Below are 21,013 nucleotides of genomic sequence, written 5' to 3' on the forward strand. Positions count from 1 at the left end.
GACGCCCCCGGCCGTACCACGCGAGCCACCCTCCGACGGCCGAGCCGGCGGGTCCGCGCGGCGGCGAGCGGAGCGCGGGCGGGGACGCGGAGGCGGTGGTCGGCGTGAACTGGCGCTACCGCCACACCGTGTTGACGCTGTGTATGCTCGCGTTCTTCGTGACGTACTTCGCCCGACTGGCGATCAGCCCGGTCGTCCCCCTGATCATCGACGACTTCGGGGTCTCGAACACGGCGGTCGGGATCGCGCTCTCCGGGATGTGGTTCGCCTACGGCCTCTCGCAGTTCCCGAGCGGGATCCTCGCGGACCGGTACGGCGAGCGCCGCGTCATCCTCGTCGCGGTCGGCGGGACCACGGCGATGAGCCTCCTCTTGGCCCTCGTGCCGGTCTTCCCGGCGTTCGTGCTGGCGGCGGTGCTTCTGGGCCTCGCGGCGGGGCTTCACTACGCGGTGGCGACCACGCTGCTCTCGCGCACGTTCGAGGACCTCGGGACCGCGGTCGGGCTCCACTCGCTGGGCGGCCCGCTCGCGGGGCTGATCGCGCCGGTCGCCGCGACGTGGGTCGGCGTCCGGTACGGCTGGCGGCCCGGGGTCGCGCTGGCCGCGGTTGTCGGCGTCCCCGTCTTCGTCCTGTTCGCGCGGAGGGTCCGCCCGACCGAGCCGAGACGCCCGGACCAGCCGATATCGGAACGGCTCCGCCTCGGGCCGCTGCTCGAACTGCTCGGGCGGCGGGAGATACTGGTCCCGCTCGCGGTCGCGACCCTCGGCACGTACGTCGCGCAGGGCGTCATCTCCTTCCTGCCGACGTTCCTCGTCGAGCTCCGAGGCTACACGCCCGCGTTCGCCGGCGGCGTCTTCTCCGCGTTCTTCGTGGTCCGCGCGGGCGCACAGGTCGGACTCGGCCGGCTCTCGGACCGGGTCGGCCGCGACGCGAGCATCGCCGCGGCCCTCCTCGGCGGCGCGCTCGGGCTCGCCGGGCTGGTCGCGCTCCCCGAGGTCGCCCGACTCCCGCTCGCGGTCGGACTGCCGCCGGTCCCCGAACTCGCCGCGCTCGGTGTCGTCGTGTTCCTCGCCGGGCTCGGGTCGAGTTTCTTCTCCGCCATCGACCCGCGGTTCATGGACGCGCTCGGCGACGCGGAGCGCGGGGCCGGGTTCGGCCTGATCCGGACCGTCTACACGGTGATCGGGTCGGCCGGGTCCGTCGGGGTCGGCCTCGTCGCGGACCTGTTCGGGTGGGGGGCTTCCTTCCTCGTCATCGCCGGGCTGGCCGGGGTCGCGTTCCTCGTCACCGCGGCGAACGCGCTCCTGAGCGAGGGGCGGTGACTCGACGTGCCCCGCACCACGGACGCTGGCGGAGAACGGGGCCAGCGGTCCCGTCCGACCCGAACCTTCGAGTCGCCTCGGACCGAACGACGGTCGTGTACGATTACCACGCCCACACGAACTACTCCGACGGGGCGTTCCTGCGGTGGATGGTCGACGGGGCGGCCGAAGCCGGACTCGACGGGATCGGGTTCGCCGACCACTGTAACGTCTCGCCGGAGCCGAGCGCGGAGCGGTACAAGCGCGCGCTCGGGTTCAACTTGGACCTGACCCACGAGCGACGCCGCGAAGCGATCGAGGCGGTCCGCGCGGACGCCGAGGTCGATGTCGACGTGTTCGACGCCGTCGAGATGGACTACGACCCCGACCACGAGCCGGAAATCGCCCAGTTCCTCGACGACGCCGGGTTCGACTACGCCGTCGGCAGCGTCCACGAACTCGACGGCGCGAACGTCCACACGCGCTCGCACTTCGCCGACAAGCCGGAGTCCGAACGGGAGGAGCTGGTCGACCGGTACTTCGAGAAGCTCGTCGAGCTCATCGAGTCGGAGCTGTTCGCGATCGCCGCGCATCCGGACCTGATCGAGCGCAATCCGCACCTCCGCGGGTTCGCGACCGAGGACCACTACGCCGCGGTCGTCGACGCGTTCGGCGGCTCGCGGACCGTCCCCGAGGTCAACGCCGGCCGCCTGCTCGGCGACTACGGTGAGTTCCACCCGGCACCCGCCTTCCTCGACCGGCTCGTCGACGCCGGGATCGAGGTGACCATCGGGACCGACAGCCACGAGCCGGATGAGATCGCGCCCCGAGTGCGGGAGATCGAGGCGGAACTCGATCGGCGCGGGCTGGAGCCGGTCCGTTTGGACGATATCGTCCCGGACGCGTGAGGCGTTGGCGCGAATAAAACGGAGAGGCTCCGTTGGATTTCTACTCTTCAGACCACATTCCGCCTAAAACAGCCGTTTGACAAGAGTTGCTTATCGACCGTCGAAAGCCCTACCAGTCTCAATTGATGTTCGGAGCACTGTACAAGATGTAGGGCGCAAATCCAGCAGACAGCATTAGCTGGCGAATAATTTTTGAACTGCCACGTTCCACTCAAACAAAGAATAGTGGCAGAGTCCAATTGGTGGTATGGCGTTGCAGTCGTTCCGACTCTCACAGCAGTCGTGTGGATTGCCCATTTCGGGGCCGAAGCTGGGTTCCCGCTGCTCTCGGTCATTACTGGTATCGGGCTGGTTTTTGTCGGTGGATTGTTGGTGCCGCTATTCTCAGTGAGTCTGATTATGGACGTTCGCGCGTTGAATCAGAACGAGAACGGCTGGAATCCCTCCAAGCCGCTATATTATCTCGTTGCGGCCATTCACGTATTCGGATTCGTTACCCCATTAGTCTACGTTGCTACGTTATTTGGAGCGACCGCATACCTCACGCAGCGCCACAACAACGTCGGCTCGCCCTGAAAATCTCTACAGGGGTGAGACTCAGTATCTTACTCGAATATATCGTGCGGCCACTTTGTTGGATTTGGCTCTGTTGAAACCCCATTATTCAGACATATCCTCGTCTGAAATAGCCGGTCAGTGAAAACCGCGTATTAAGTAATATTCAGTTTTTAAACCAAGCAAACAACCCGAGTGAAATAGCGAATAATCCCCATAGAATAGTGCGGAAATTGGGTTGTAACAGAGCGATACCAAGAATAACCACTCCGGCTATAACGGAGAGAATCCCGGTGAATTTTCGATACTGCTGTAGCGACATATGATGTGGGGAGTCTATTGAATTATTCAGAGCATTTTGTCTATTAATAACTTGGCTTGAACTGACCGCGATTGAGTCAGAATATGTCACTTGCTGAGGATTTCAACAGAGCCTTGGATTTCTTTGTGCTACACTCATCCTCCGTATTGAGCGATTGAGGCCGTAACGCTATCAACTGCTAAGAATTTCAACAAAGACAAAGGAGAAGTATTCCCGGCCGGTGTCGCCTTACGCCTCGTCAAACACCGATAGGCTCACTCCGTTCGCCTATCGAACTCGATCCGGCCTACGCCGGATCGAACTGCGAAAATCAGCGATTTTCGCGCTTGACTTCGGCTTACGCCTCGTCAAACAACGTCTCGCCGTCGACCATGTGCTCCTCGACGGTGTCCAGATCGAGGGTGACGCCGAGACCGGGCTTCTCCGGCACCTCGATGTAGCCGTCCTCAATGACGTCCTCCTCGACGAGGTCCTCCCACCAGCCCAGCTCGTAGGAGTGGTACTCGATCGCGAGCGAGTTCGGGATGGAGGTGCCGACGTGGGTCGCCGCCATCGTCGCGACCGGGGAGGCGACGTTGTGCATCGCGACCGGGACGTAGTACTGGTTCGCCACGTCCGCGATCTTGCGGGTCTCGCGCATGCCGCCGACCTTCGGCAGGTCGGGCGCGACGATGTCGACCGCCTGGTTCTCGATGAGGCGGCGCAGTTCGGTGACGCGGTAGCGGTTCTCGCCGACCGTGATCGGCGTGGTCGTGCTCTTCGTCACTTCCTCCTGGACTTCGAGGTTCTCCGGCGGGACAGGGTCTTCAAGCCACCACACGTCGTACTCCTCGATGGCGTCCGCGAGGCGCTTCGCGGAGCCGCCAGAGAAGGTCCAGTGGCAGTCGAAGGAGACGTCGGCTTTGTCCTTCACGCGCTCGGTGACTTGCTCGACGATCTCCGCCTTGTGGCGGATCTCGCCGGGCCGAAGGTGGCGGTTCGCGCGGTCCTTCTCGAAGCCCGAGGGCACGTCGAGGTCGAACTTCAGCGCGTCGTAGCCGAGTTCGTCGACGACGCGCTCGGCCTCGTCCGCACAGGCCTCTGGGTCGGCCTCCTCCTCGGTGTGGCAGTCGCAGTAGACGCGCATCTTGTCGCGGTACTTGCCGCCGAGCAGCTGGTAGGCGGGGACGTCGAGGATCTTGCCGGCGACGTCGTGGAGCGCGACCTCGATGCCGGAGATGGCCGTGACGGTGACGCCCTCGACGGAGCCCTCGCCGGACATCTTCTGGATCAGGTGCTCGTAGAGGCGGTCGATGTCGAGCGGGTTCTCGCCGATCACGAACGGCTTCATGCGCTCGATGAGTTCGGGGACGCCGGCCCCCCAGTACGCCTCGCCGGTGCCGACGACGCCCGCGTCGGTGTAGACGCGGACGAGCGTCCACGGGAAGTTCCCGTCGACCATCGTCGTCTGAACGTCCGTGATCTCGACGTCGCGGTCGCCGCCGCGGGTCGCCGTGGTCCCCATCGTCTCGGCGGAGAGCTCCCGCATCGTGTACTCCGCGTTCGGGTCGTGGAGCGACTCGTAGTTCCGGCTCATGGCCGGTGGTTAATTCGGAACAGGGTAAACGTTTACCTTCGCGCGTCACACGGCCCGAACAGGTGGCTTTTCATCCCCGTGCGCGCAACGGATGGCATGGTCGAAATCACGGATTCCCTCGCGTGTCTGTACACGGGTCGGGTGGAATCCCGTGGCGACGAGTACGTCGTCACGGTACCCGCCTCCGAGATTGAACACGGAAGCGTCAGCGTCGGCGACACGTATCGGATCGCCGTCCTGGACCGCGACGGTCCGGTGGCCGAAGGATCGGCGGAGGCGGGCGACGAGGAGTCGTCGGCCGTCCCCGACGCGACGGGCGGCTCCGCCGGGACACCGTCCGACGACGGCCAGCGGCCCACCTCTCGCGGCGCGGCCGGCGCGGTCCAGCCGGACCCGCCCGTCTCCGAGGGGGAGGTCCGCGACGTGACGATCGAGACGCTCGGCGACAAGGGCGACGGGATCGCCAAGATCGAGCGCGGCTACGTCGTCATCGTCCCCGACGCCGAACCCGGCGAGGAGCCGACCGTCGAGATCACGAGCGTCCGCGAGAACGTCTCGTTCGCGAACGTCATCGAGGAGTAACGCCCGGTCGCGGGGCGGTCGTTCCGGCCGCTCCGGTCGGTCGCGTCAGTTCCGCCTTTCTTCAGTTCGGCGGGTCGCTTCGCGAGAACAGCGCCCGGAGATTCGACGCCGAGAAGAACGAGGACGGCTCGTCCATGTGGACGCCGATCTCGCCCGAGAGCGCCCGCAGGCCGACCCGCTGGACGGGCTCCGGCAGCGAGTAACACCGACGGATCGCCTTTCCCAGCCGGATCTCAGTCGATAGCTCCTCGCGCCACCCGGACTCGTAGTCGGCGAGCGTCGACGGATCGTCCGGGTCGATCGCGGCCGCGGCGACGTCGGCCGCGCGCATCCCGTACAGGATCCCGCCGCCGGTGAACGGCTTCGTCTGCGCGGCGGCGTCGCCGATCAGGAAGCCGCGGTCGCTCGTCGTCCGCGCCGGCGGGCCGATCGGGATCGCGCCGGAGCAGCGCCGGTCCGTCGTTGCGCCGTACGCCTCGGTGAGCCGGTCGAACCGCGCCGAGACGTCCTCGCTCGGCGGGGCCGCCAGCCCGTACTCAACGCCCGCGTCCCCGCGCGGGATCCGCCACGCGAAGAACGTCGGCGCGGTGAGGTGGACGTCGACGAGGTCGCCGCCGTCGGACGCGTCGTTGAACCCGAGGACGCCGTGGAGCAGTTCGTCCGGCTCCGGGAGGTCGAGCGCGCGCCGGACGCGCGACGTGGGGCCGTCGCAGCCGGCCACCATCCGCGCCTCGACTTCCTCGACCTCGTCCGCGGGCGTCCGGACCTCGACGACGACCCGGTCGGAGCGCTCCTCGACGCCGACGACCGTGTGGTTCTCGCGCACGTCCGCGCCGGCCTCGCGCGCGCACTCGGCGAGGGTGCGGTCGAGTCCGACGCGGTCGATCACGTTCGAGACCGGCTCGCGCTTGTAGAAGGGATACGCCCGCGAGTCGGGCCCGTCGACGTGGAAGCGCGCCCCGTACACCCGGTTCTGGAGGAGTTCGTCGCGGGCGTCGTCCGAGACGTACTCCCACACGTCGTCGGAGACGTGCCCGGAGCAGGCGAGCGGCTCGCCGACCGTCCCCTTCTCGAAGGCGACCACGTCGCGGCCGGCCTCGGCCGCGCGCCGGGCGAACCGGGACCCGGGCGGGCCCGCGCCCACGACGACGAAATCGTACATGGTGAGAGCGTGGTGACGCGGACTTATAATTACGACTGGCTTACGCCGACTTCGGTCGCCTCACTCCGCCTCCGTCCGCCCCACTCCGCCTCACTCGCCTCCCTTCGACTCCTCGCGGGTCCCCAGCCACTCCAGCGCGGCGTCAAGGTCGGTCCGGGGCGGCGAACAGGTGAAGTCCCGACAGACGTACGCCGTCGGCTCGCCGTCGGTCGCGTCGCGACCCGCCCAGATCGGCGGGGCCTCGGCCATGTCGAGGCGGTCGAGCCACTCGTCGAGGCCGGCCTCCGTGGCGGGGCGCGGCGCGACGAGCGCGCTCGGCAGGTACCGCTCGCCGAGGGTCTCGCGCCACTCGTCGGGCACCTCGTCGGCGGCGACCGTCACCTCGATGCCGCCCGTCTCGACGAGGTCGGCCGCCCGCACGAGCGAGGCGTGCTCCAGCGGCCCCCCGCGGATCCGGTCGGCGTGGGTCGTCACGACGCGCCGCGCGACGTCACGGAACCGCCCGTCGGTCCGGAAGCCGTCGAGGAGCGCGAGCGTCTCGGCGGCGACGCCGAGGCTCGACGGCGTCGACCGGTCGGTGAACTCCTGCGGCCGCGCCATGAGCGGGCCGGCGTCGCCGTCTCCGCCGGACTCCCGGCCATCGAGGCTCCGAGTGAAGTAGATCGTCCCGTCGTCGGCGTCGTAGAACTCCGCGACGAGCGCCTCGGCCAGTTCGAGCGCGAACCCGAGCGGCTCCAGGTCGCCGGTGGCAGCGTAGACGTCGAGCGCGCCGCGCGCGAGGAACGCGTAGTCGTCGAGGTAGCCCGGCCCACGCACGTCGCCGTCGAGCCAGCGACGGGCGAGCGCGCCGGTCTCGGCCTCGGGGTCGTAGAGCCGGTCCCGACAGAAGTCGAGCGCCTCGCGGGCGATGTCGGCGTACGGCTCGCCGAGGGTCCCGGCCGCGTCCGCGAACGCGGAGATCGCCCGGCCGTTCCACGAGGCAAGCACCTTCTCGTCGCGGGCGGGTCGCGGGCGCGACTCGCGGGCGTCGAACAGCGCGGTGCGCGCCTCGGTCAGCGCCTCGCGGACCTCCTCGGGCGACAGGTCGCGGTCGGCGGCCAGTTCGTCGACCGACGCGGCCAACGTCGGGACGGTCGTCCCGCGCTCGAAGTTGCCTCCGGGCCGGATCCCGTACCGCTCCTTGACCAGCGACGCCGCGGGTTCGTCGAGGACGGCGTCGACTTCTTCCGGGGTCCAGACGTAGAACGCGCCCTCGACGTCCTCCCCCTCCTCGGACTCGTTTCCGTCTCGCCGGCTCTCGGGCGGCCGGCTCCGCGCGTCGAGGGTGCTGAAGAACCCGCCGTCGTCGCGGCGGAGTTCCCGGTCGAGGAACGCGAGCGACTCGCTCGCGACCCGGGCGTACGCGGGGTCGCCGGTGAGCCGGTAGCCGTCGAGGTAGGCCATCGGTAGCTCGGCGTTGTCGTACAGCATCTTCTCGAAGTGGGGCACCGTCCACTCGCGGTCGACCGCGTAGCGGTGGAACCCCCCGCCGATCTGGTCGTACATCCCGCCGCGGGCCATCCCGTCGAGCGTTCCCGCCGCGGCCGACAGGAGCGCGTCGCGGCCGCTCCGCGCGTACGCCCGCATGAGGAGGTCGATCCGGCCGGGCATCGGGAACTTCGCGCCGCCGCTGCCGAAGCCGCCGTACTCGTCGTCGTAGCCGCGCAGCGCTGACGCGGCGGCCGATTCGAGCAGGCCGTCTCCGGGCGGCGAGGCGTCTCCCTCCCCGTCCGGGTCCGCCGCGTCCGGCGTCGGGACCGACTCCAGTTCGTCGCGCGCGCTCTCGGCCCACTGGTCGGCGCGCCGCCTCATCTCCTCGCGCTGCTCGGGGTCGCTCCACGAGTCGGCGATCCGTTCGCAGAGGTCGCGGAAGCCGGGCTGGTTCCGCCGCGCCTCCAGCGGGAAGTAGGTCCCGACGTAGAACGGCTTCCCCTCGGGCGTGCACCACGCCGAGAGCGGCCACCCGCCGCCGCCGGTGACCAGCTGGCAGACCGTCATGAACGTGCTGTCGACGTCCGGGCGCTCCTCGCGGTCGACCTTGATCGGCACGAACGAGTCGTTGATCACGCCCGCGACAGACTCGTCCTCGAAGCTCTCCTCGGCCATGACGTGACACCAGTGACACGAGGAGTAGCCGATGGAGACGAACACGGGCACGTCGTGCTCGCGGGCGCGCTCGAACGCCTCGTCGCCCCACGGCTGCCAGTTGACGGGGTTGTCGGCGTGCTGTCGGAGGTAGGGACTCGCCTCCCCGTCGAGGCGGTTCCGCTCGGTCGGCTGTGACATACGCCCGGTTCGGCCCGGCGGGGCAAAAGGCGTCCGCACCGGAACGAGCGACTCACTCGCAGCCGCTTATGTCCACGAACGCGCATAGATTGCGTCGAGAAGAGAGTAAGGTTTACACTACCGTGCGGACACCCGTCGGGCATGACGGAGACCGTACTCCTCGTGGGGGGCGGCGGCCGCGAACACGCGATCGCCCGCGCGGTGGCCGACGACTGCGCGCTGTACGCCTGTGCGAGTAACCGGAACCCGGGAATTCGGCGGCTCGCGGACGGGTTCGAGACGATCGACGAGACCGACGCCGACGCGGTCGCCGAGTACGCGGCCGGGGTTGACGCCGACCTCGCGGTCATCGGCCCGGAGTCGGCGCTGGAGGCGGGCGTCGCGGACGCGCTCGACGACGCCGGCGTCTACGCGTTCGGCCCGCGGGCCGCGGAGGCGCGACTGGAGACTGACAAGGCGTACCAGCGCCGGTTCATGGAGAAGAACGCGATTCCCGGCTGTCCCGACTACGCGGTGTTCGACGACGTGGCGGCGGCCTGCGAGTACATCGACGACTACGGCGGCGACCTCGCGGTCAAGCCCGCCGGCCTCACCGGCGGCAAGGGCGTCAAGGTGATCGGCGATCAGGTGACGAGCGAGGAGGCCAAGGAGTACCTCCGCGACGCCGACTACGACCGCGTCGTCTTGGAGGAGCGCCTCGTCGGCGAGGAGTTCACGATTCAGGCGTTCGTCGCGAACGGCGACGTGCGGACGACGCCCGCGGTCCAGGACCACAAGCGCGCCTACGAGGGCGACGAGGGGCCGAACACCGGCGGGATGGGGTCGTACTCCGACACCGACCGCTCGCTGCCGTTCATGCGCGAGGGCGACTACGACGCCGCCGTCGACGTGCTGGAGGCGGTCGTCGACGCGCTCCCCGACTACAAGGGCGTCCTCTACGGGCAGTTCATGCTCACCGACGAGGGCCCGCGGGTGGTCGAGTTCAACGCGCGCTTCGGCGATCCGGAGGCGATGAACACCCTGCCCGTCCTCGACACGCCGTTCGTCGACGTGCTGGCCGCCGCGCGCGACGGCGACCCGCTCCCGGAACTCGACTTCTCCGGCGAGGCGACCGTCTGTAAGTACGCGGTCCCCGACGGCTACCCGACGGACCCGGATTCGGGCGCAGAGATCGCGGTCGACGAGGAGAGCGTCGGCGACGCGCTCCTCTACTACGCGAGCGTCGACGAGCGCGACGGGCGACTGTACACGACCACGTCGCGGGCGTTCGCGGTCGTCGGCCGCGGCGACTCGATCGCGGCCGCCGAGGCGCAGGCCGAGGACGCGCTGGCGGCCGCGGGCGACCGCGTCCGGATCCGCCACGACATCGGCACGGCCGACCTCGTCCAGCGCCGGATCGACCACATGGACGAACTCCGGGACTGACCCGGACGCACCTCCAACCGCCTACCCCGGGCAGCGACCCTTTTATTCCGGCCGTCCGAACGGGACGACGTGACCGACGACGACGCGGACGCGACGCGTGACGATTCGGACGCGACTCCCGACGACGCGGACGCGACTCCCGACGACGCCGACCCGTCCCGGAGCGACCGCCTCGACCGGTTCCCGACGCCGGGGCCCCGCAACTCGCTGTGGTCGTGGCCGGACGCGAAGTCGCCGCTCGCGGTCGTCCGCAACTACGTCGTGATCGTCCTCGCGCGGATCTGTCCGAGCCTCCGGCTGAAGAACTGGCTCCTGCGGCAGATCGGCGTCACGGTCGGCGCGGGCGTCGCGTGGGGGTTGGAGTCGACGCCGGACGTGTTCTGGCCCGAGCGGATCCGCGTGGACGACGACGCGATAATCGGGTACGACGCCACGCTGCTGTGCCACGAGTTCCTCCACGAGGAGTACCGCCTCGGCGACGTGGTCGTCGAGGAGGGGGCGATGATCGGCGCGGGGGCGGTCGTGCTCCCGGGCGTCACCGTCGGCGAGGGCGCGCGCGTCGCCGCGAACTCCCTCGTCGCGGAGGACGTGCCCCCGGGCGCGACCGTCGCGGGGGTTCCGGCAGCGGTCGTCTCGCGGGCCGACGCGGCCGCGAGCGACGACTGAGCGGTACGTCGGTTACGCCGCGTCGTCGTCCGCGTCGTCGCCCACACCGTCACCGTCGGCCGCCGTCTCCTCGGCGTCCGCGATGTGCGCCTCGGTGCTCACGCGCTCCAAGTCGACGCCGACCTCCTCGGCGACGGCGTCGAGGACGGCGCGCTGTTCGGCCATCTCGTTTTCGAGGGTCTTGACGCGATCGGCGGTGTCTATCACCGTCTCCTGCGTCTCGTCGACCTCGTCGCGGAGCTCGCTGATCTTCTTGTAGGTCCGTTCCGCGCGGTCGGCGAGCGTCTGGATCTTCTTGGCGGTGTCCCCGAATCCCATACCGGACGGTCGAACCGGCGATACGTGTGCCTTTCCGTTCGGTACGGGGCCGCCTGCCGCGCCGTCCTCGCTCGCGCCGCGGCCGACGGTGGACTTTTGCCCGACTCGCCCGTGAAACGGGTATGAGCGTCGACCGGATCCTGTTGACCAACGACGACGGCGTCGACGCCGCGGGAATACGAGCGCTGTACGACGCGCTCGCGGAGGAGTACGCGGTGACCGTCGTCGCGCCCGCCGCCGACCAGTCCTCCGTCGGCCGCCTCCTCTCTGAGGACGTCGCCGTCGACGACCACGGGCTGGGCTACGTGGTCGACGGGACCCCCGTCGACTGCGTCGTCGCGGGGCTCGACGAGCTCGTCCCCGACGCGGACGCGGTCGTCGCGGGCTGTAACGAGGGAGCGAACCTCGGCGCGTACACCCTCGGGCGGTCCGGGACCGTCTCCGCCGCGGTCGAGGCCGCCTTCTTCGGCGTCCCGGCGGTGGCGACCTCGATGTACGTGCCCGGCGGGGACGACTGGTGGAAACGCGAGTTCGAGGGCGAGGACTTCGCGCACGCGGCCCGCGCGACGCGGTTCCTCGTCGACGAGGCGGTCGACGCGGGCGTGTTCGACCGCGCGGACTACCTCAACGTCAACGCGCCCATCGCGGACGAGGAGCGCGCGCCGCTCCGCGTCACGACCCCCTCGACGTGGTACGGGATGCGCGCCGAGCGGAACGGCGACGGCCGCGTCGGCTTCTCGGACCCGATCTGGGGCCGGATGAACGAGGACGACGTGCCGGACCCGGTCGGCACCGACCGTCGGGCGGTCGTCGACGGCGAGGTCTCGGTGTCGCCGCTGTCGGTCCCGCACGCCGCTGAGCCGAACGCGGGGCTCGACGAACTGGTCGAGGCCTACGAGGCCGCTGTCCGGTCGTGAAAAAGGCCCCTCCGTCGCGTCGACGCCCCGTCGTCGCGCTATTTCCGTCGCTCCGCTACTCCCCGTCGCCGGTGCTGACGGTCACCTTCGCCTCGCTCAGCACGCGGTCGCCCATCTCGTAGCCCGGCTCGTACACCTCGTGGATCGCCCCCTCGGGGCGGTCGCTGTCGACGCGGAGCATCACCTGATGGCGCGCGGGGTCGACCTCCTCGCCCGGCTCGGGCTCGATCGACTTGACGCCCTCCTCGGCGAGCACCTCGTCGAACTTCTCCAGCGTCGACTCGACGCCGGGCCGGAGGTCGCTCCCCTCATCCTGATCGAGCGCGCGCAGGAGGTCGTTCCTGACCGGGGCGAGCCGCTCGACGAGCGCCTCCGAGGCGCGCTCGCGGATCTCCTCCTGCTTCCGCTTCGCGCGCTCCTTGTAGTTGCTGAAGTCCGCCTTCACCCGGGCGAGCTTGCTCGTCAGCTCGTCGACCTCCTCGTCGCGCTCGCGGAGCGCCTCGCGGGTGTCGGCGAGGTCGGCTTCCAGCGCCGCGACCTCTCGGGCGAGCGCCTCGTCGTGTTCGGCGACCGCGGCGGCGAGCGCCTCCTCCTCGCTCCGGGCGTCGCCGGCGGCGGCCGCGGAGCCGTCGCTCCGTTCCTCGCCGGTCGCCTCCGCCGTGCCGTTCGTTCGCTCCGCGTCGCCCTCGGCGTCGTCGGGGGTCTCGACATCGACGGCGTCGTCGTCGCTCATACCCGATCGAAGTCGGTCGGCGGGCATAAGCGTTCAGAAGCGCGACGCCGCGAGCCCGGGGGGCGGAGGGATCGCAACCCCCGCGCCGAGCGGGCCGCTACCGCCCCGCCGACAGCGCCGTGACGACGCCGTTCGTCCAGCCGAACCCGTACTGCGGGTCGTACTCGCCCAGGTCGGTCGTTTCCCCGACCGAGCGGACGTCGTACTTCTCCGCCATGCGACCGGTCTCCTCGAAGGAGCTCCGCGCGAGGTCGACCCACCGCTCCGCGACCTCGTCGGCCAGGGCGTCGTGGCCGTACCGGCGGAGGCCGGTGACCGCCATCCAGTGGAGCGGTGCCCAGCCGCTCGGCGCGTCCCACTGCTCGCCGGTGGCTTCGAGCGTCGTCACCAGCCCGCCGGGCCGGAGGAAGTCGCTGCGGAGCCGGTCCGCGACCGCCGCCGCCCGGTCGTCGGTCGCGGCCCCGGTGAAAAGCGGCGCGACGGCGGCCAGCGTCAGGCGGTCGGACCGCTCGCCGTCGACCCACGAGTGGTCGACGTAGAATCCGGCGTCCGGGTCCCAGCAGTAGCGGTTGATCGCCTCGCGGCGGTCGGCCGCCAGGTCGGCGTACCGCTCGCCGGCCTCGTCGCGGCCGACGCGCGGGAGCCACTCGGCGAGGGCCGACTCCATGCCGTAGAGGACGGCGTTGAGGTCGACCGGGATCAGCTCCGTCGTCCGGATCGTGGTGAGGTCCTCGTCCGCCAGCCACCGGGAGCTGAAGTCCCAGCCGGACTCGCAGGCGGCCCGGACGTCGCGGAACAGGTCCGGCCGGTCGGCGACCGGGACCCGGTCCGCGAGGCGGCGGTCCTCGTGATACGACTCCGGTCGCGGACGGGCGCGGTCGTCCCAGTACCGGTTGAGAACCGTGCCGTCCCCCAGCCCGACGACGCGCCGGTGAGCCGCGGGGTCGTCGGCGTCGGCGACGCGGTCGGCCCCGCTCGTCCAGAAGCCGTGTTCCGTCCGGAGCGCCTCCACGTGGGGGGCGACGGCGTCGAACCCCCCCTCGCGCTCCAGCACCCGCAGCATGCGGTAGAACAGCGGGACCTGCGACCGGCTGTCGTAGTACGCCCGGTTCCCGAGCGGGACGAACCCGAAGCGGTCCACGAGCGACGCGACGTTCCCGACCATCCCGTCGACCAGATCGGTCCGCCCGGCCGCCGCCAGCCCCTCCGCGGTGAAGTAGCTGTCCCAGTAGTACATCTCGCGGAAGCGGCCGCCGGGGACGACGTGCGGGTTCGGGAGGCCGATGATCGTCGATCCCGCGGAATCGGCGTCCTCGAAGGTCCGGGTCAGCGCGCCCCACAGCGAGGACACGTGGTCCTCCATCGACCGCGACGCGGCGAGGTCCGGCGCGGCCGCGACCGGCTCGGGCAGCCTGAAGTGGTCCTCGACGAACGACGCCAGATCGAACTCCCGCCGGCTCCGCTCCGTCAGGTACCGCTCGAAGAGCAGGTCCGGGTCGACGCGGGGCTCGGCGTCGACGAACCGCTTGTCGTCCTCGAAGAGGTCCCGCCGCTGGACGGTCCGAAAGAGCTCGCCCGAGATCTGCGGAAAATGACTGTAGTCGAAGAGGCCGGAACTCATCCCCGGGACGTAGTGAAAGGATTACTAAGTAATTATTGAATTAGCCGGGAAGAGAACGAAAAGCGCGCACCTGTGGCTGTCCTCTTATTCGCGGTCTATGATTAATTATAAGTGTAATAAATGAATACCGGTGGGTAGTCGATGACTCGCATTAGCATGCGGTCGGTGAGCAAGTACTTCGACGGGGGTGACACGGTCGCCAACTACAAGCTGGACATGGAGGTGGACGACGGGGAGTTCGTGGTGTTCCTCGGGCCGTCCGGCTGCGGGAAGACGACCGCGCTCCGCATGATCGCGGGACTGGAGGACCCTTCTGACGGGGAGATCTACTTCGACGACGACCGCGTCGACGGGATGCCCCCCGCCGACCGCAACGTCGCGATGGTGTTCCAGAACTACGCGCTGTACCCGCACATGACCGTTCGGGAGAACATCGAGTACCCGCTGAAGGTCAGGGGGGTCCCGCCGGAGGAGCGCGACGAGCGCGTCGCGCAGGTCGCCGAGCTGTTACACATCGAAGACCAGATGGACAGCGACCCCGGCGAGATATCCGGCGGGCAGCGGCAGCGGACCTCGCTGGCGCGCGCCATCGTCCGCGAGCCGTCGGTGTTCCTGCTGGACGAGCCGCTCAGCAACCTCGACGCGAAGCTCCGCTTGGAGATGCGCTCGGAGCTGAAGCGGATCCAAAACGAGCTGGGGATCACGACGGTGTACGTCACGCACAACCAAGAGGAGGCGATGAGCATGGGCGACAAGATCGTCGTGCTGAACGACGGCACGATCCGACAGGTCGCCGAGCCGGAGGAGCTGTACGAGCGGCCGCGAACCACGTGGGTCGCGAAGTTCATCGGGTCGCCGCCGATGAACCTCTTCGAGGGCGAGAACCGCGGCGGCACCGTCCACCTCGCCGAGGGCAACACGCTCCCGACGCCGGCGGAGTCGTCGTCCTCGACGGTGTCGGTCGGGGTCCGGCCGGAGGACATCGACGTGTCGACCGACGCGCCGGACACGGACTGGACCCTGCCGGGAACGGTCAAGACGGTCGAACCGCTCGGGGAGTACGTGCTGGTCAACGTCGAGGTGGGCGGCTCCGTGGTCAACGTCAAGGTCCCGCACACGGACGCGACGGCGGGCGACGCTGTCCACCTAACCTTTGACCCGGCCGACGCGTACCTCTACGACGAGAACGGGGAACTGGTGGCCTGACACCATGTCCGTCGCATCGTACCTCGACGACCGGCTCGACCGCGACGTGGACACGGAGAAGCTCACGGCGATCCTCGTGTTCATGCTCCCCGGGCTCACCCTGTTCGCCATCTTCTCCGTCGGCCCGATGCTGTACTCGGCCGTCGGGAGCTTCTTCACCTGGGACGGGTTCGACATCGCGCAGTTCGCCGGGTTCGAGACGTGGATCGCGACGTTCCAGGACGACGCGATCATCAACTGGAGCAACCTCCTCGCGTTCGAGTACCCGATGGGGGCGCTCCCGCAGAACATCATCTGGATGGTCGTTCACGTCCCGCTGAGCACGCTGCTCGGCCTCGGGCTCGCGCTGCTTTTTGCCGACCTGCGCGGCCGGAGCGTCCTCCGCTCGATGGTGTTCCTCGCGTTCACGACCCCGACCGTCGTGATCGGACTCGTGCTGCTGTTCGTCTACGACCCGCAGGCCGGGATCTTCAACGGGCTGCTCCGGTCGATCGGACTGGAGTCGCTGGTCCGAAACTGGGTTCAGGAGCCGCAGATAGCGATCTACGCGCTCATCGCGGGCGGCGTCTGGGTCCAGACCGGCTTCAGCATGCTGCTGTACAGCTCCGCGCTCGCGGGGATCGACCCCGCGCTACTGGAATCCGCTCGCGTCGACGGCGCGGGGCGGTTCCGCCGGTTCAAGGACATAATTTGGCCGCTCGTCAGGCCCGTGACGGCGGTCGTCGTGATCATGAGCATGATCTGGGTGATCCGGATCTTCGCCATCGTCTACGCGGCCGGCGGCCCGTCCGGCGGTCCGGGCGGGGTGTTCTCCGTACTCGGTCTGGAGGTGTATCAGGCCGCGTTCTCGACGCCGATCGAGTACAGCAAGGCGATGGTCGTCGCCCTCATCGAACTCGTGATCGCGCTCCCGATGGCGTGGTACATCGCGTCAATGGACTGACCCACAATGACCGACACACACAACGCAGACGACTCGACCGACGCCGACAGCCAGCCGCAGACCGACGGCGGGCGCGTGTACCACGAGCCGCCCGAGACCGCCCCGATCGCCGAGGGGAGCGCCATCGAGCGCCTCCGCGCGGCGGTCCCGCGCGGTCCGCGCCTGCTCCGGTACGCGGTCGCCATCGGGGTCGCGTTCCTGTGGCTCGTCCCGCTCGTGGGGCTGTTCATGGCCTCCGTCCGCCCGCTCGACCAGATCATTCAGGGCTGGTGGAACTTCGAGACGTTCACCGTCACCTTCGAGAACTACGCCCGCGCGTGGACGTTCCAGTCCGGCCCGATGCGGCAGGCGATGTGGAACACCGCGATCGTCACGGTCCCGTCCGTGCTGGCCGTGACGCTGCTCGGCACGATGGTCGCGTACCCGTTCGCCCGGTTCGACTTCCCGCTGAAGAAGTGGCTGTTCTTCCTGCTCATCGTGGTCATGGCCGCGCCGCCGGAGCTGGTGGCGATGGGCAACTACAACACCCTACGGAACACCGGTCTGTTCGACACGTACATGGGGCTCATCCTGGTCCACATCGGCTGGGGGATGGGGTGGGTCGTCATGTTCCTCCGGAACTTCCTGCTCGGGCTCCCCGAGGAGCTTGAGGAGGCGGCCCGGATCGACGGCGCGTCCCGGTATCAGATCTTCAAGTCGATCGTGTTGCCGTACTCCGCCCCGGCGCTCGTTTCGGTGGCGGTCATCCAGTTCACGTGGGTGTGGAACTCCTTCTTCTTCCCCCTCGTGTTCATGCGCTCGCGGGAGAACCAGCTCGCGCCGCAGGTGCTCCCGCTGATGAAGGGCCGCCTCCAGATCGACTGGGGGCTCGTCGCCGCCGGCTCCGTGCTGACGATGATCGTCCCCATCGTCCTGTTCGTCACGCTCCAGCGGTACTACAAGCAGGGGATGGTGGCCGCGGTCGCAGACTGAGCCGGCTGCGCCGCTCGCCGCTTTTCGCCGCGGACGCGTTCCCACTTCGAGACGGGACGAGTCCGCGCGAAACGGGCTTGCGAACTCGCGAGTACCGATCGGCTCCCTGAGCGTCGACGGGGGTCAGCCGATCACCCGTCGGCGAGCCCGGCCGGCAGGAACGGGGCGATGTCGGTGTGGACGAACCGCACGTACTCGTCGTTCAGTCGCCGACAGAACAGCGCGAACTCGCCGGCCTCTCGGATCGCGTCGAGCTTGGGCTCCGATCCGCCCGGGTCGTAGTACGCGGGCACCAACACCGCCGTCTCGTTCTCCGGGTCTCGCTCGACGATCAGCAGGTACATCAGTCCGTCCGCCTCGGCGCGGTACGCCTCAACGGCGGTGAACTCGCACGCCGCGACCGTCGCCTCCAACTCCTCGTACTCGGGGCCGGGGAGGACGACGTCGAGGCCGGTCCGGGCCGCCGAGTCGACGAGGACGGAGTCGCCCGGATGCAGTTCGAGGGCCGTCCAGCCGCGGTCGCGGTACGTCTCCGCCGTGGCGGCCGTGTCCGCCATGACGGCCTGCCAGCCCTCGGTCGCGTGGGCATCGAGGGCTGCGTCTGAATCGGGCTTTTCCGACATACGTTGAGGCCCGGTAGCGTGCGAGATAAACGTTGTCACCCGGCACCGGGATGTTCGGTCACACGAATCCGTGCCAAGTGGGCACAAGCTATTTCTCCGACGGCGAACGTCACTCGGACAGTGACGGACCTCCTTTCCCTCTCCGGTCTCCGGACGCAGTTCAAGACGAAACGAGGCGCGGTGAAAGCGGTCGACGGCGTCGACCTCACGGTCAAGGAGGGCGAGACGGTCGGTCTCGTCGGCGAGTCGGGATCCGGGAAGAGCGTCACGGCGCTCTCCGCGATGGACCTCGTGGACAGCCCGGGCGAGATCGTCGACGGCCGCGCGTCGCTGCGCTCGGCCGACCTCGCCGCCGACCTCGCCGCCGATCACGACGACGCGGTGGTGTCGTATCCGTACGCGCTGATCGACGCCCTCTGGCAGATCGCCGCAGACCTCCGTGCGGGGAGGGAGATTTCCTCTGCGGGGCGAGAGCTCCGAGGGATCGCCGACGACCTCGCGGACCGGGACGACCCCGCCGGGCTCGCGGACGCGCTCCGGGGCGTCGCCGGCCGGCTGTCCGACGGAACTACCGAAGACGCCGCGGAAAGGATCACGGACGCGCTGGCGGACGCCGCCGACGGGTTCGTCTACCTCGACGCCGATGCCCGCGACCAGCTCCGACGCGGGACGCCTGCCAGCGAAATCACCGTCTCCGAGGGGGTGATCGATCTCACGGCGGCACCCGAGGAGGCGATGCGGAGGATCCGCGGCGGCGAGATGGGCATGATATTTCAGGACCCGATGACGTCGCTCAACCCGGCGGTGACCGTCGGGGAACAGGTGGCGGAGTCGCTCCGACTACACCGGTACGGGGGCCGCAAACGGGACACGTGGCTCAACGCGGTCCGGGAAATCCTCCCGAAGATCGGCGGCCGGGAGTTCGACGACGAAATAGTCGACGACGTCGTCGACATCCTCACCGACGTGGGGATCCCGGAGGCGACATCGCGGCTCGAAGAGTATCCGCACGAGTTCTCCGGCGGGATGCGCCAACGGGTCCTCATCGCGATCGCGTTAGCGTGTCAGCCCGACCTGCTCATCGCCGACGAGCCGACCACGGCGCTCGACGTCACGATACAGGCCCAGATCTTGGACCTGATCGACGACCTCCAAGACGAGTTCGGGATGTCCGTTCTGATGATCACCCACGACCTCGGCGTGGTCGCGGAGACCTGCGACCGAGTCGCGGTGATGTACGCGGGAGAGATCGTCGAGGAGGGGCCGGTCGAGGAGATATTCCACGACCCCAGCCACCCGTACACCTACACCCTCTTGGAGTCGATTCCGACCGAAGAGAAAGAGCGGCTCACACCGATCGAGGGAAACGTCCCCGACCTCATCGACATGCCCGACGGGTGCCACTTCGCGGACCGCTGTCCGTGGGCCCGGCCGGACTGCCGGACGGGGGAGATCCCGTTCCTCCAGCACGGTGGGACAGACGTCGACCATCGGTCGAAATGTATTCTGCCGGAGTTCGACGAGAGCGAGTACGGCGCTGATGGCGTCTCGTCGGCGACGAACCGTGAGATCGGCGAGCCGCTCGTGCGGCTCGACGGGATGCGGAAGTACTACGAGCAGGAGACGGGCCTCTTGAGCCGGGTGTTCGGGAGTTCGCCGAGCGTCCGCGCCGTCGACGGTATCGACCTCGACGTTCGTGCCGGGGAGACGCTCGGGCTCGTCGGCGAGTCCGGCTGCGGGAAGTCGACGGCCGGACGCGCGCTCCTCCACCTCGACCCGCCGACCGACGGGACGGTCGTGTTCGCGGGCGAGGACTTGGGCGACCTCTCGAAGACCGAACTCCGAGAGAAGCGCAAGGACATGCAGATGGTGTTTCAAGATCCCATGTCGAGTCTCGACCCGCGGATGACCGTCGGACAGACTGTCATGGAGCCGCTGAAGATCCACGACCTCGCCGAGGGCCGCCGACGGGAGCGCGTCTTCGAACTGCTCGACGAGGTGGGTCTCGACCGGAGCCAGTACGGTCGGTACCCGCACGAACTCTCCGGCGGGCAGCGCCAGCGGGTCGGCATCGCGCGGGCACTCGCCGTCGACCCCGACTTCATCGTCGCGGACGAGCCGGTCTCCGCGCTCGATGTCTCCGTACAGGCGCAGATCATCAACCTGATGCGGGACCTCCAGGCTGAGTACGGGTTGACGTATCTGTTCATCGCCCACGACCTCTCGGTGGTGCGGCACATCTCCGACCGCGTCGCGGTGATGTACCTCGGCGAGATCGTCGAGATCGCCGCGACGGATGAGCTGTTCGCCGGGCCGAAACACCCGTACACGAACGCGTTGCTGTCGGCGATTCCGGAGCCGGACCCGCTCGCCGAGACCGAGGACCGGACCATCCTCGAAGGCGACGTGCCCTCGCCGATCAACCCCCCGAGCGGCTGTCACTTCCGCACGCGGTGCCCGGCTGTCATTCCGCCAGACGACCTCGAAATCGATCAGGAGCGCTACCGAGAGGTCATGTTCTATCGACAGCGGGTCGAGACGCGAAATATCGACCTCGCGGCGATGCGGGAGCGAGCGAGCGACGCCGGCTCTCAGGGGGGTGTCGCCGCCGACGGCGGGAACAACTTCGACACGGCGATGCGGGCGGAGTTCTTCGACGGTCCGCTGTCGGGACCGGCCGGAGACGCCGTCGCGGAGTCGTTCGACGCGCTGGCCGACGGCGACTGGGAGCGCGCCGAGCGCGTCCTCGGCGAGACCTTCGAGAGCGTCTGCGAGCGGAGCGATCCCGCGCTGGGCGACGCCGACCACCCCGCGGCGTGTCACCTGTTCGGCGACGACGACGACTGAGGCCGGGAGAA

The 21,013-nt window shown here is 68.9% G+C and carries 18 protein-coding genes; 11 read left to right on the forward strand and 7 right to left on the reverse strand.

The window, feature by feature from the left end:
• The first annotated feature begins 104 nt into the window (after positions 1 to 104).
• The 3 genes from NAF06_RS12740 (at position 105) to NAF06_RS12750 (ending at position 2,785) form a co-directional block, all read left to right on the forward strand.
• Positions 105 to 1,322 carry an MFS transporter gene (locus NAF06_RS12740; RefSeq protein ID WP_049908522.1) on the forward strand — a complete coding sequence of 406 codons (1,218 nt, stop codon included), beginning with the start codon at positions 105 to 107 and terminating at the stop codon, positions 1,320 to 1,322.
• Positions 1,323 to 1,417: 95 nt separating this feature from the next.
• On the forward strand, positions 1,418 to 2,209 hold the full coding sequence (locus NAF06_RS12745; RefSeq protein WP_008580939.1) for a PHP domain-containing protein: 792 nt from the start codon (positions 1,418 to 1,420) through the stop codon (positions 2,207 to 2,209).
• Between the two features lie 225 nt (positions 2,210 to 2,434).
• The gene (locus NAF06_RS12750; protein WP_152418720.1) at positions 2,435 to 2,785 is read left to right on the forward strand and encodes a hypothetical protein; all 351 of its coding nucleotides are present in this window, start codon (positions 2,435 to 2,437) and stop codon (positions 2,783 to 2,785) included.
• A 638-nt stretch (positions 2,786 to 3,423) separates the two neighbouring features.
• Here NAF06_RS12750 and NAF06_RS12755 read toward each other — a convergent pair.
• Positions 3,424 to 4,662 (reverse strand): mandelate racemase/muconate lactonizing enzyme family protein, encoded by a 1,239-nt coding sequence (locus NAF06_RS12755; protein WP_008580940.1) that lies wholly within the window; start codon positions 4,660 to 4,662, stop codon positions 3,424 to 3,426.
• A gap of 96 nt (positions 4,663 to 4,758) precedes the next feature.
• Here NAF06_RS12755 and NAF06_RS12760 point away from each other — a divergent pair, with 96 nt between their 5' ends.
• Positions 4,759 to 5,244 (forward strand): TRAM domain-containing protein, encoded by a 486-nt coding sequence (locus NAF06_RS12760; protein WP_008580941.1) that lies wholly within the window; start codon positions 4,759 to 4,761, stop codon positions 5,242 to 5,244.
• A 61-nt stretch (positions 5,245 to 5,305) separates the two neighbouring features.
• On the opposite strand, the gene NAF06_RS12765 is transcribed toward NAF06_RS12760, so the two are convergent.
• Together NAF06_RS12765 and NAF06_RS12770 are read right to left on the reverse strand one after the other, a co-directional pair.
• Positions 5,306 to 6,406, reverse strand: a complete 1,101-nt coding sequence (locus NAF06_RS12765; RefSeq protein ID WP_008580942.1) for a geranylgeranyl reductase family protein — start codon at positions 6,404 to 6,406, stop codon at positions 5,306 to 5,308.
• Between the two features lie 90 nt (positions 6,407 to 6,496).
• A complete protein-coding gene (locus NAF06_RS12770) occupies positions 6,497 to 8,731 on the reverse strand; it encodes a thioredoxin domain-containing protein (RefSeq protein WP_008580943.1) in 2,235 nt (744 codons plus the stop codon).
• 141 nt (positions 8,732 to 8,872) lie between these two features.
• Here NAF06_RS12770 and purD point away from each other — a divergent pair, with 141 nt between their 5' ends.
• Together purD and NAF06_RS12780 are read left to right on the forward strand one after the other, a co-directional pair.
• Positions 8,873 to 10,156: a phosphoribosylamine--glycine ligase gene (gene purD, locus NAF06_RS12775; RefSeq protein WP_008580944.1), complete on the forward strand. Its 1,284-nt coding sequence runs from the start codon at positions 8,873 to 8,875 to the stop codon at positions 10,154 to 10,156.
• A 69-nt stretch (positions 10,157 to 10,225) separates the two neighbouring features.
• Positions 10,226 to 10,822 (forward strand): acyltransferase, encoded by a 597-nt coding sequence (locus NAF06_RS12780; RefSeq protein ID WP_008580945.1) that lies wholly within the window; start codon positions 10,226 to 10,228, stop codon positions 10,820 to 10,822.
• Between the two features lie 12 nt (positions 10,823 to 10,834).
• Here NAF06_RS12780 and NAF06_RS12785 read toward each other — a convergent pair whose 3' ends face one another.
• Entirely contained in the window at positions 10,835 to 11,140 is a 306-nt protein-coding gene (locus tag NAF06_RS12785) for a DUF5798 family protein (RefSeq protein WP_008580946.1), read from the reverse strand.
• A gap of 122 nt (positions 11,141 to 11,262) precedes the next feature.
• On the opposite strand from NAF06_RS12785, the gene surE reads away from it, so the two are divergent.
• The gene (gene surE, locus NAF06_RS12790; RefSeq protein ID WP_008580948.1) at positions 11,263 to 12,057 is read left to right on the forward strand and encodes a 5'/3'-nucleotidase SurE; all 795 of its coding nucleotides are present in this window, start codon (positions 11,263 to 11,265) and stop codon (positions 12,055 to 12,057) included.
• A 55-nt stretch (positions 12,058 to 12,112) separates the two neighbouring features.
• On the opposite strand, the gene NAF06_RS12795 is transcribed toward surE, so the two are convergent.
• Positions 12,113 to 12,790 carry a nucleotide exchange factor GrpE gene (locus NAF06_RS12795; RefSeq protein WP_008580950.1) on the reverse strand — a complete coding sequence of 226 codons (678 nt, stop codon included), beginning with the start codon at positions 12,788 to 12,790 and terminating at the stop codon, positions 12,113 to 12,115.
• Between the two features lie 97 nt (positions 12,791 to 12,887).
• Positions 12,888 to 14,411, reverse strand: a complete 1,524-nt coding sequence (locus tag NAF06_RS12800; RefSeq protein WP_008580953.1) for a trehalase family glycosidase — start codon at positions 14,409 to 14,411, stop codon at positions 12,888 to 12,890.
• A 156-nt stretch (positions 14,412 to 14,567) separates the two neighbouring features.
• Here NAF06_RS12800 and NAF06_RS12805 point away from each other — a divergent pair, with 156 nt between their 5' ends.
• From NAF06_RS12805 to NAF06_RS12815, 3 genes are read left to right on the forward strand one after another with little or no spacing between them, the layout of a single operon-like run.
• Positions 14,568 to 15,617, forward strand: a complete 1,050-nt coding sequence (locus NAF06_RS12805; protein ID WP_008580955.1) for an ABC transporter ATP-binding protein — start codon at positions 14,568 to 14,570, stop codon at positions 15,615 to 15,617.
• 4 nt (positions 15,618 to 15,621) lie between these two features.
• The gene (locus NAF06_RS12810) at positions 15,622 to 16,560 is read left to right on the forward strand and encodes a carbohydrate ABC transporter permease (protein WP_008580958.1); all 939 of its coding nucleotides are present in this window, start codon (positions 15,622 to 15,624) and stop codon (positions 16,558 to 16,560) included.
• A 6-nt stretch (positions 16,561 to 16,566) separates the two neighbouring features.
• Positions 16,567 to 17,532: a carbohydrate ABC transporter permease gene (locus tag NAF06_RS12815; protein WP_008580960.1), complete on the forward strand. Its 966-nt coding sequence runs from the start codon at positions 16,567 to 16,569 to the stop codon at positions 17,530 to 17,532.
• Between the two features lie 131 nt (positions 17,533 to 17,663).
• Here the strand turns inward: NAF06_RS12815 and NAF06_RS12820 are convergent, their stop codons facing one another.
• Positions 17,664 to 18,155: a DUF7529 family protein gene (locus NAF06_RS12820; RefSeq protein WP_049908513.1), complete on the reverse strand. Its 492-nt coding sequence runs from the start codon at positions 18,153 to 18,155 to the stop codon at positions 17,664 to 17,666.
• 120 nt (positions 18,156 to 18,275) lie between these two features.
• On the opposite strand from NAF06_RS12820, the gene NAF06_RS12830 reads away from it, so the two are divergent.
• A complete protein-coding gene (locus tag NAF06_RS12830; protein WP_008580963.1) occupies positions 18,276 to 21,002 on the forward strand; it encodes an ABC transporter ATP-binding protein in 2,727 nt (908 codons plus the stop codon).
• Positions 21,003 to 21,013: the final 11 nt, after the last annotated feature.

It is taken from the genome of Halorubrum hochsteinianum, from assembly GCF_023702125.1.
Taxonomy (GTDB): Archaea; Halobacteriota; Halobacteria; order Halobacteriales; family Haloferacaceae; genus Halorubrum; species Halorubrum hochsteinianum.

Coding starts and splice junctions, on each gene's coding strand:
- NAF06_RS12810 (WP_008580958.1), top strand. CDS start 15,622: ATGTCCGTCGCATCGTACCTCGACGACCGGCTCGACCGCGACGTGGAC.
- NAF06_RS12765 (WP_008580942.1), bottom strand. CDS start 6,406: ATGTACGATTTCGTCGTCGTGGGCGCGGGCCCGCCCGGGTCCCGGTTC.
- NAF06_RS12820 (WP_049908513.1), bottom strand. CDS start 18,155: ATGTCGGAAAAGCCCGATTCAGACGCAGCCCTCGATGCCCACGCGACC.
- NAF06_RS12770 (WP_008580943.1), bottom strand. CDS start 8,731: ATGTCACAGCCGACCGAGCGGAACCGCCTCGACGGGGAGGCGAGTCCC.
- NAF06_RS12800 (WP_008580953.1), bottom strand. CDS start 14,411: ATGAGTTCCGGCCTCTTCGACTACAGTCATTTTCCGCAGATCTCGGGC.
- NAF06_RS12760 (WP_008580941.1), top strand. CDS start 4,759: ATGGTCGAAATCACGGATTCCCTCGCGTGTCTGTACACGGGTCGGGTG.
- surE (WP_008580948.1), top strand. CDS start 11,263: ATGAGCGTCGACCGGATCCTGTTGACCAACGACGACGGCGTCGACGCC.
- NAF06_RS12795 (WP_008580950.1), bottom strand. CDS start 12,790: ATGAGCGACGACGACGCCGTCGATGTCGAGACCCCCGACGACGCCGAG.
- NAF06_RS12755 (WP_008580940.1), bottom strand. CDS start 4,662: ATGAGCCGGAACTACGAGTCGCTCCACGACCCGAACGCGGAGTACACG.
- NAF06_RS12815 (WP_008580960.1), top strand. CDS start 16,567: ATGACCGACACACACAACGCAGACGACTCGACCGACGCCGACAGCCAG.
- NAF06_RS12805 (WP_008580955.1), top strand. CDS start 14,568: ATGCGGTCGGTGAGCAAGTACTTCGACGGGGGTGACACGGTCGCCAAC.
- NAF06_RS12785 (WP_008580946.1), bottom strand. CDS start 11,140: ATGGGATTCGGGGACACCGCCAAGAAGATCCAGACGCTCGCCGACCGC.
- purD (WP_008580944.1), top strand. CDS start 8,873: ATGACGGAGACCGTACTCCTCGTGGGGGGCGGCGGCCGCGAACACGCG.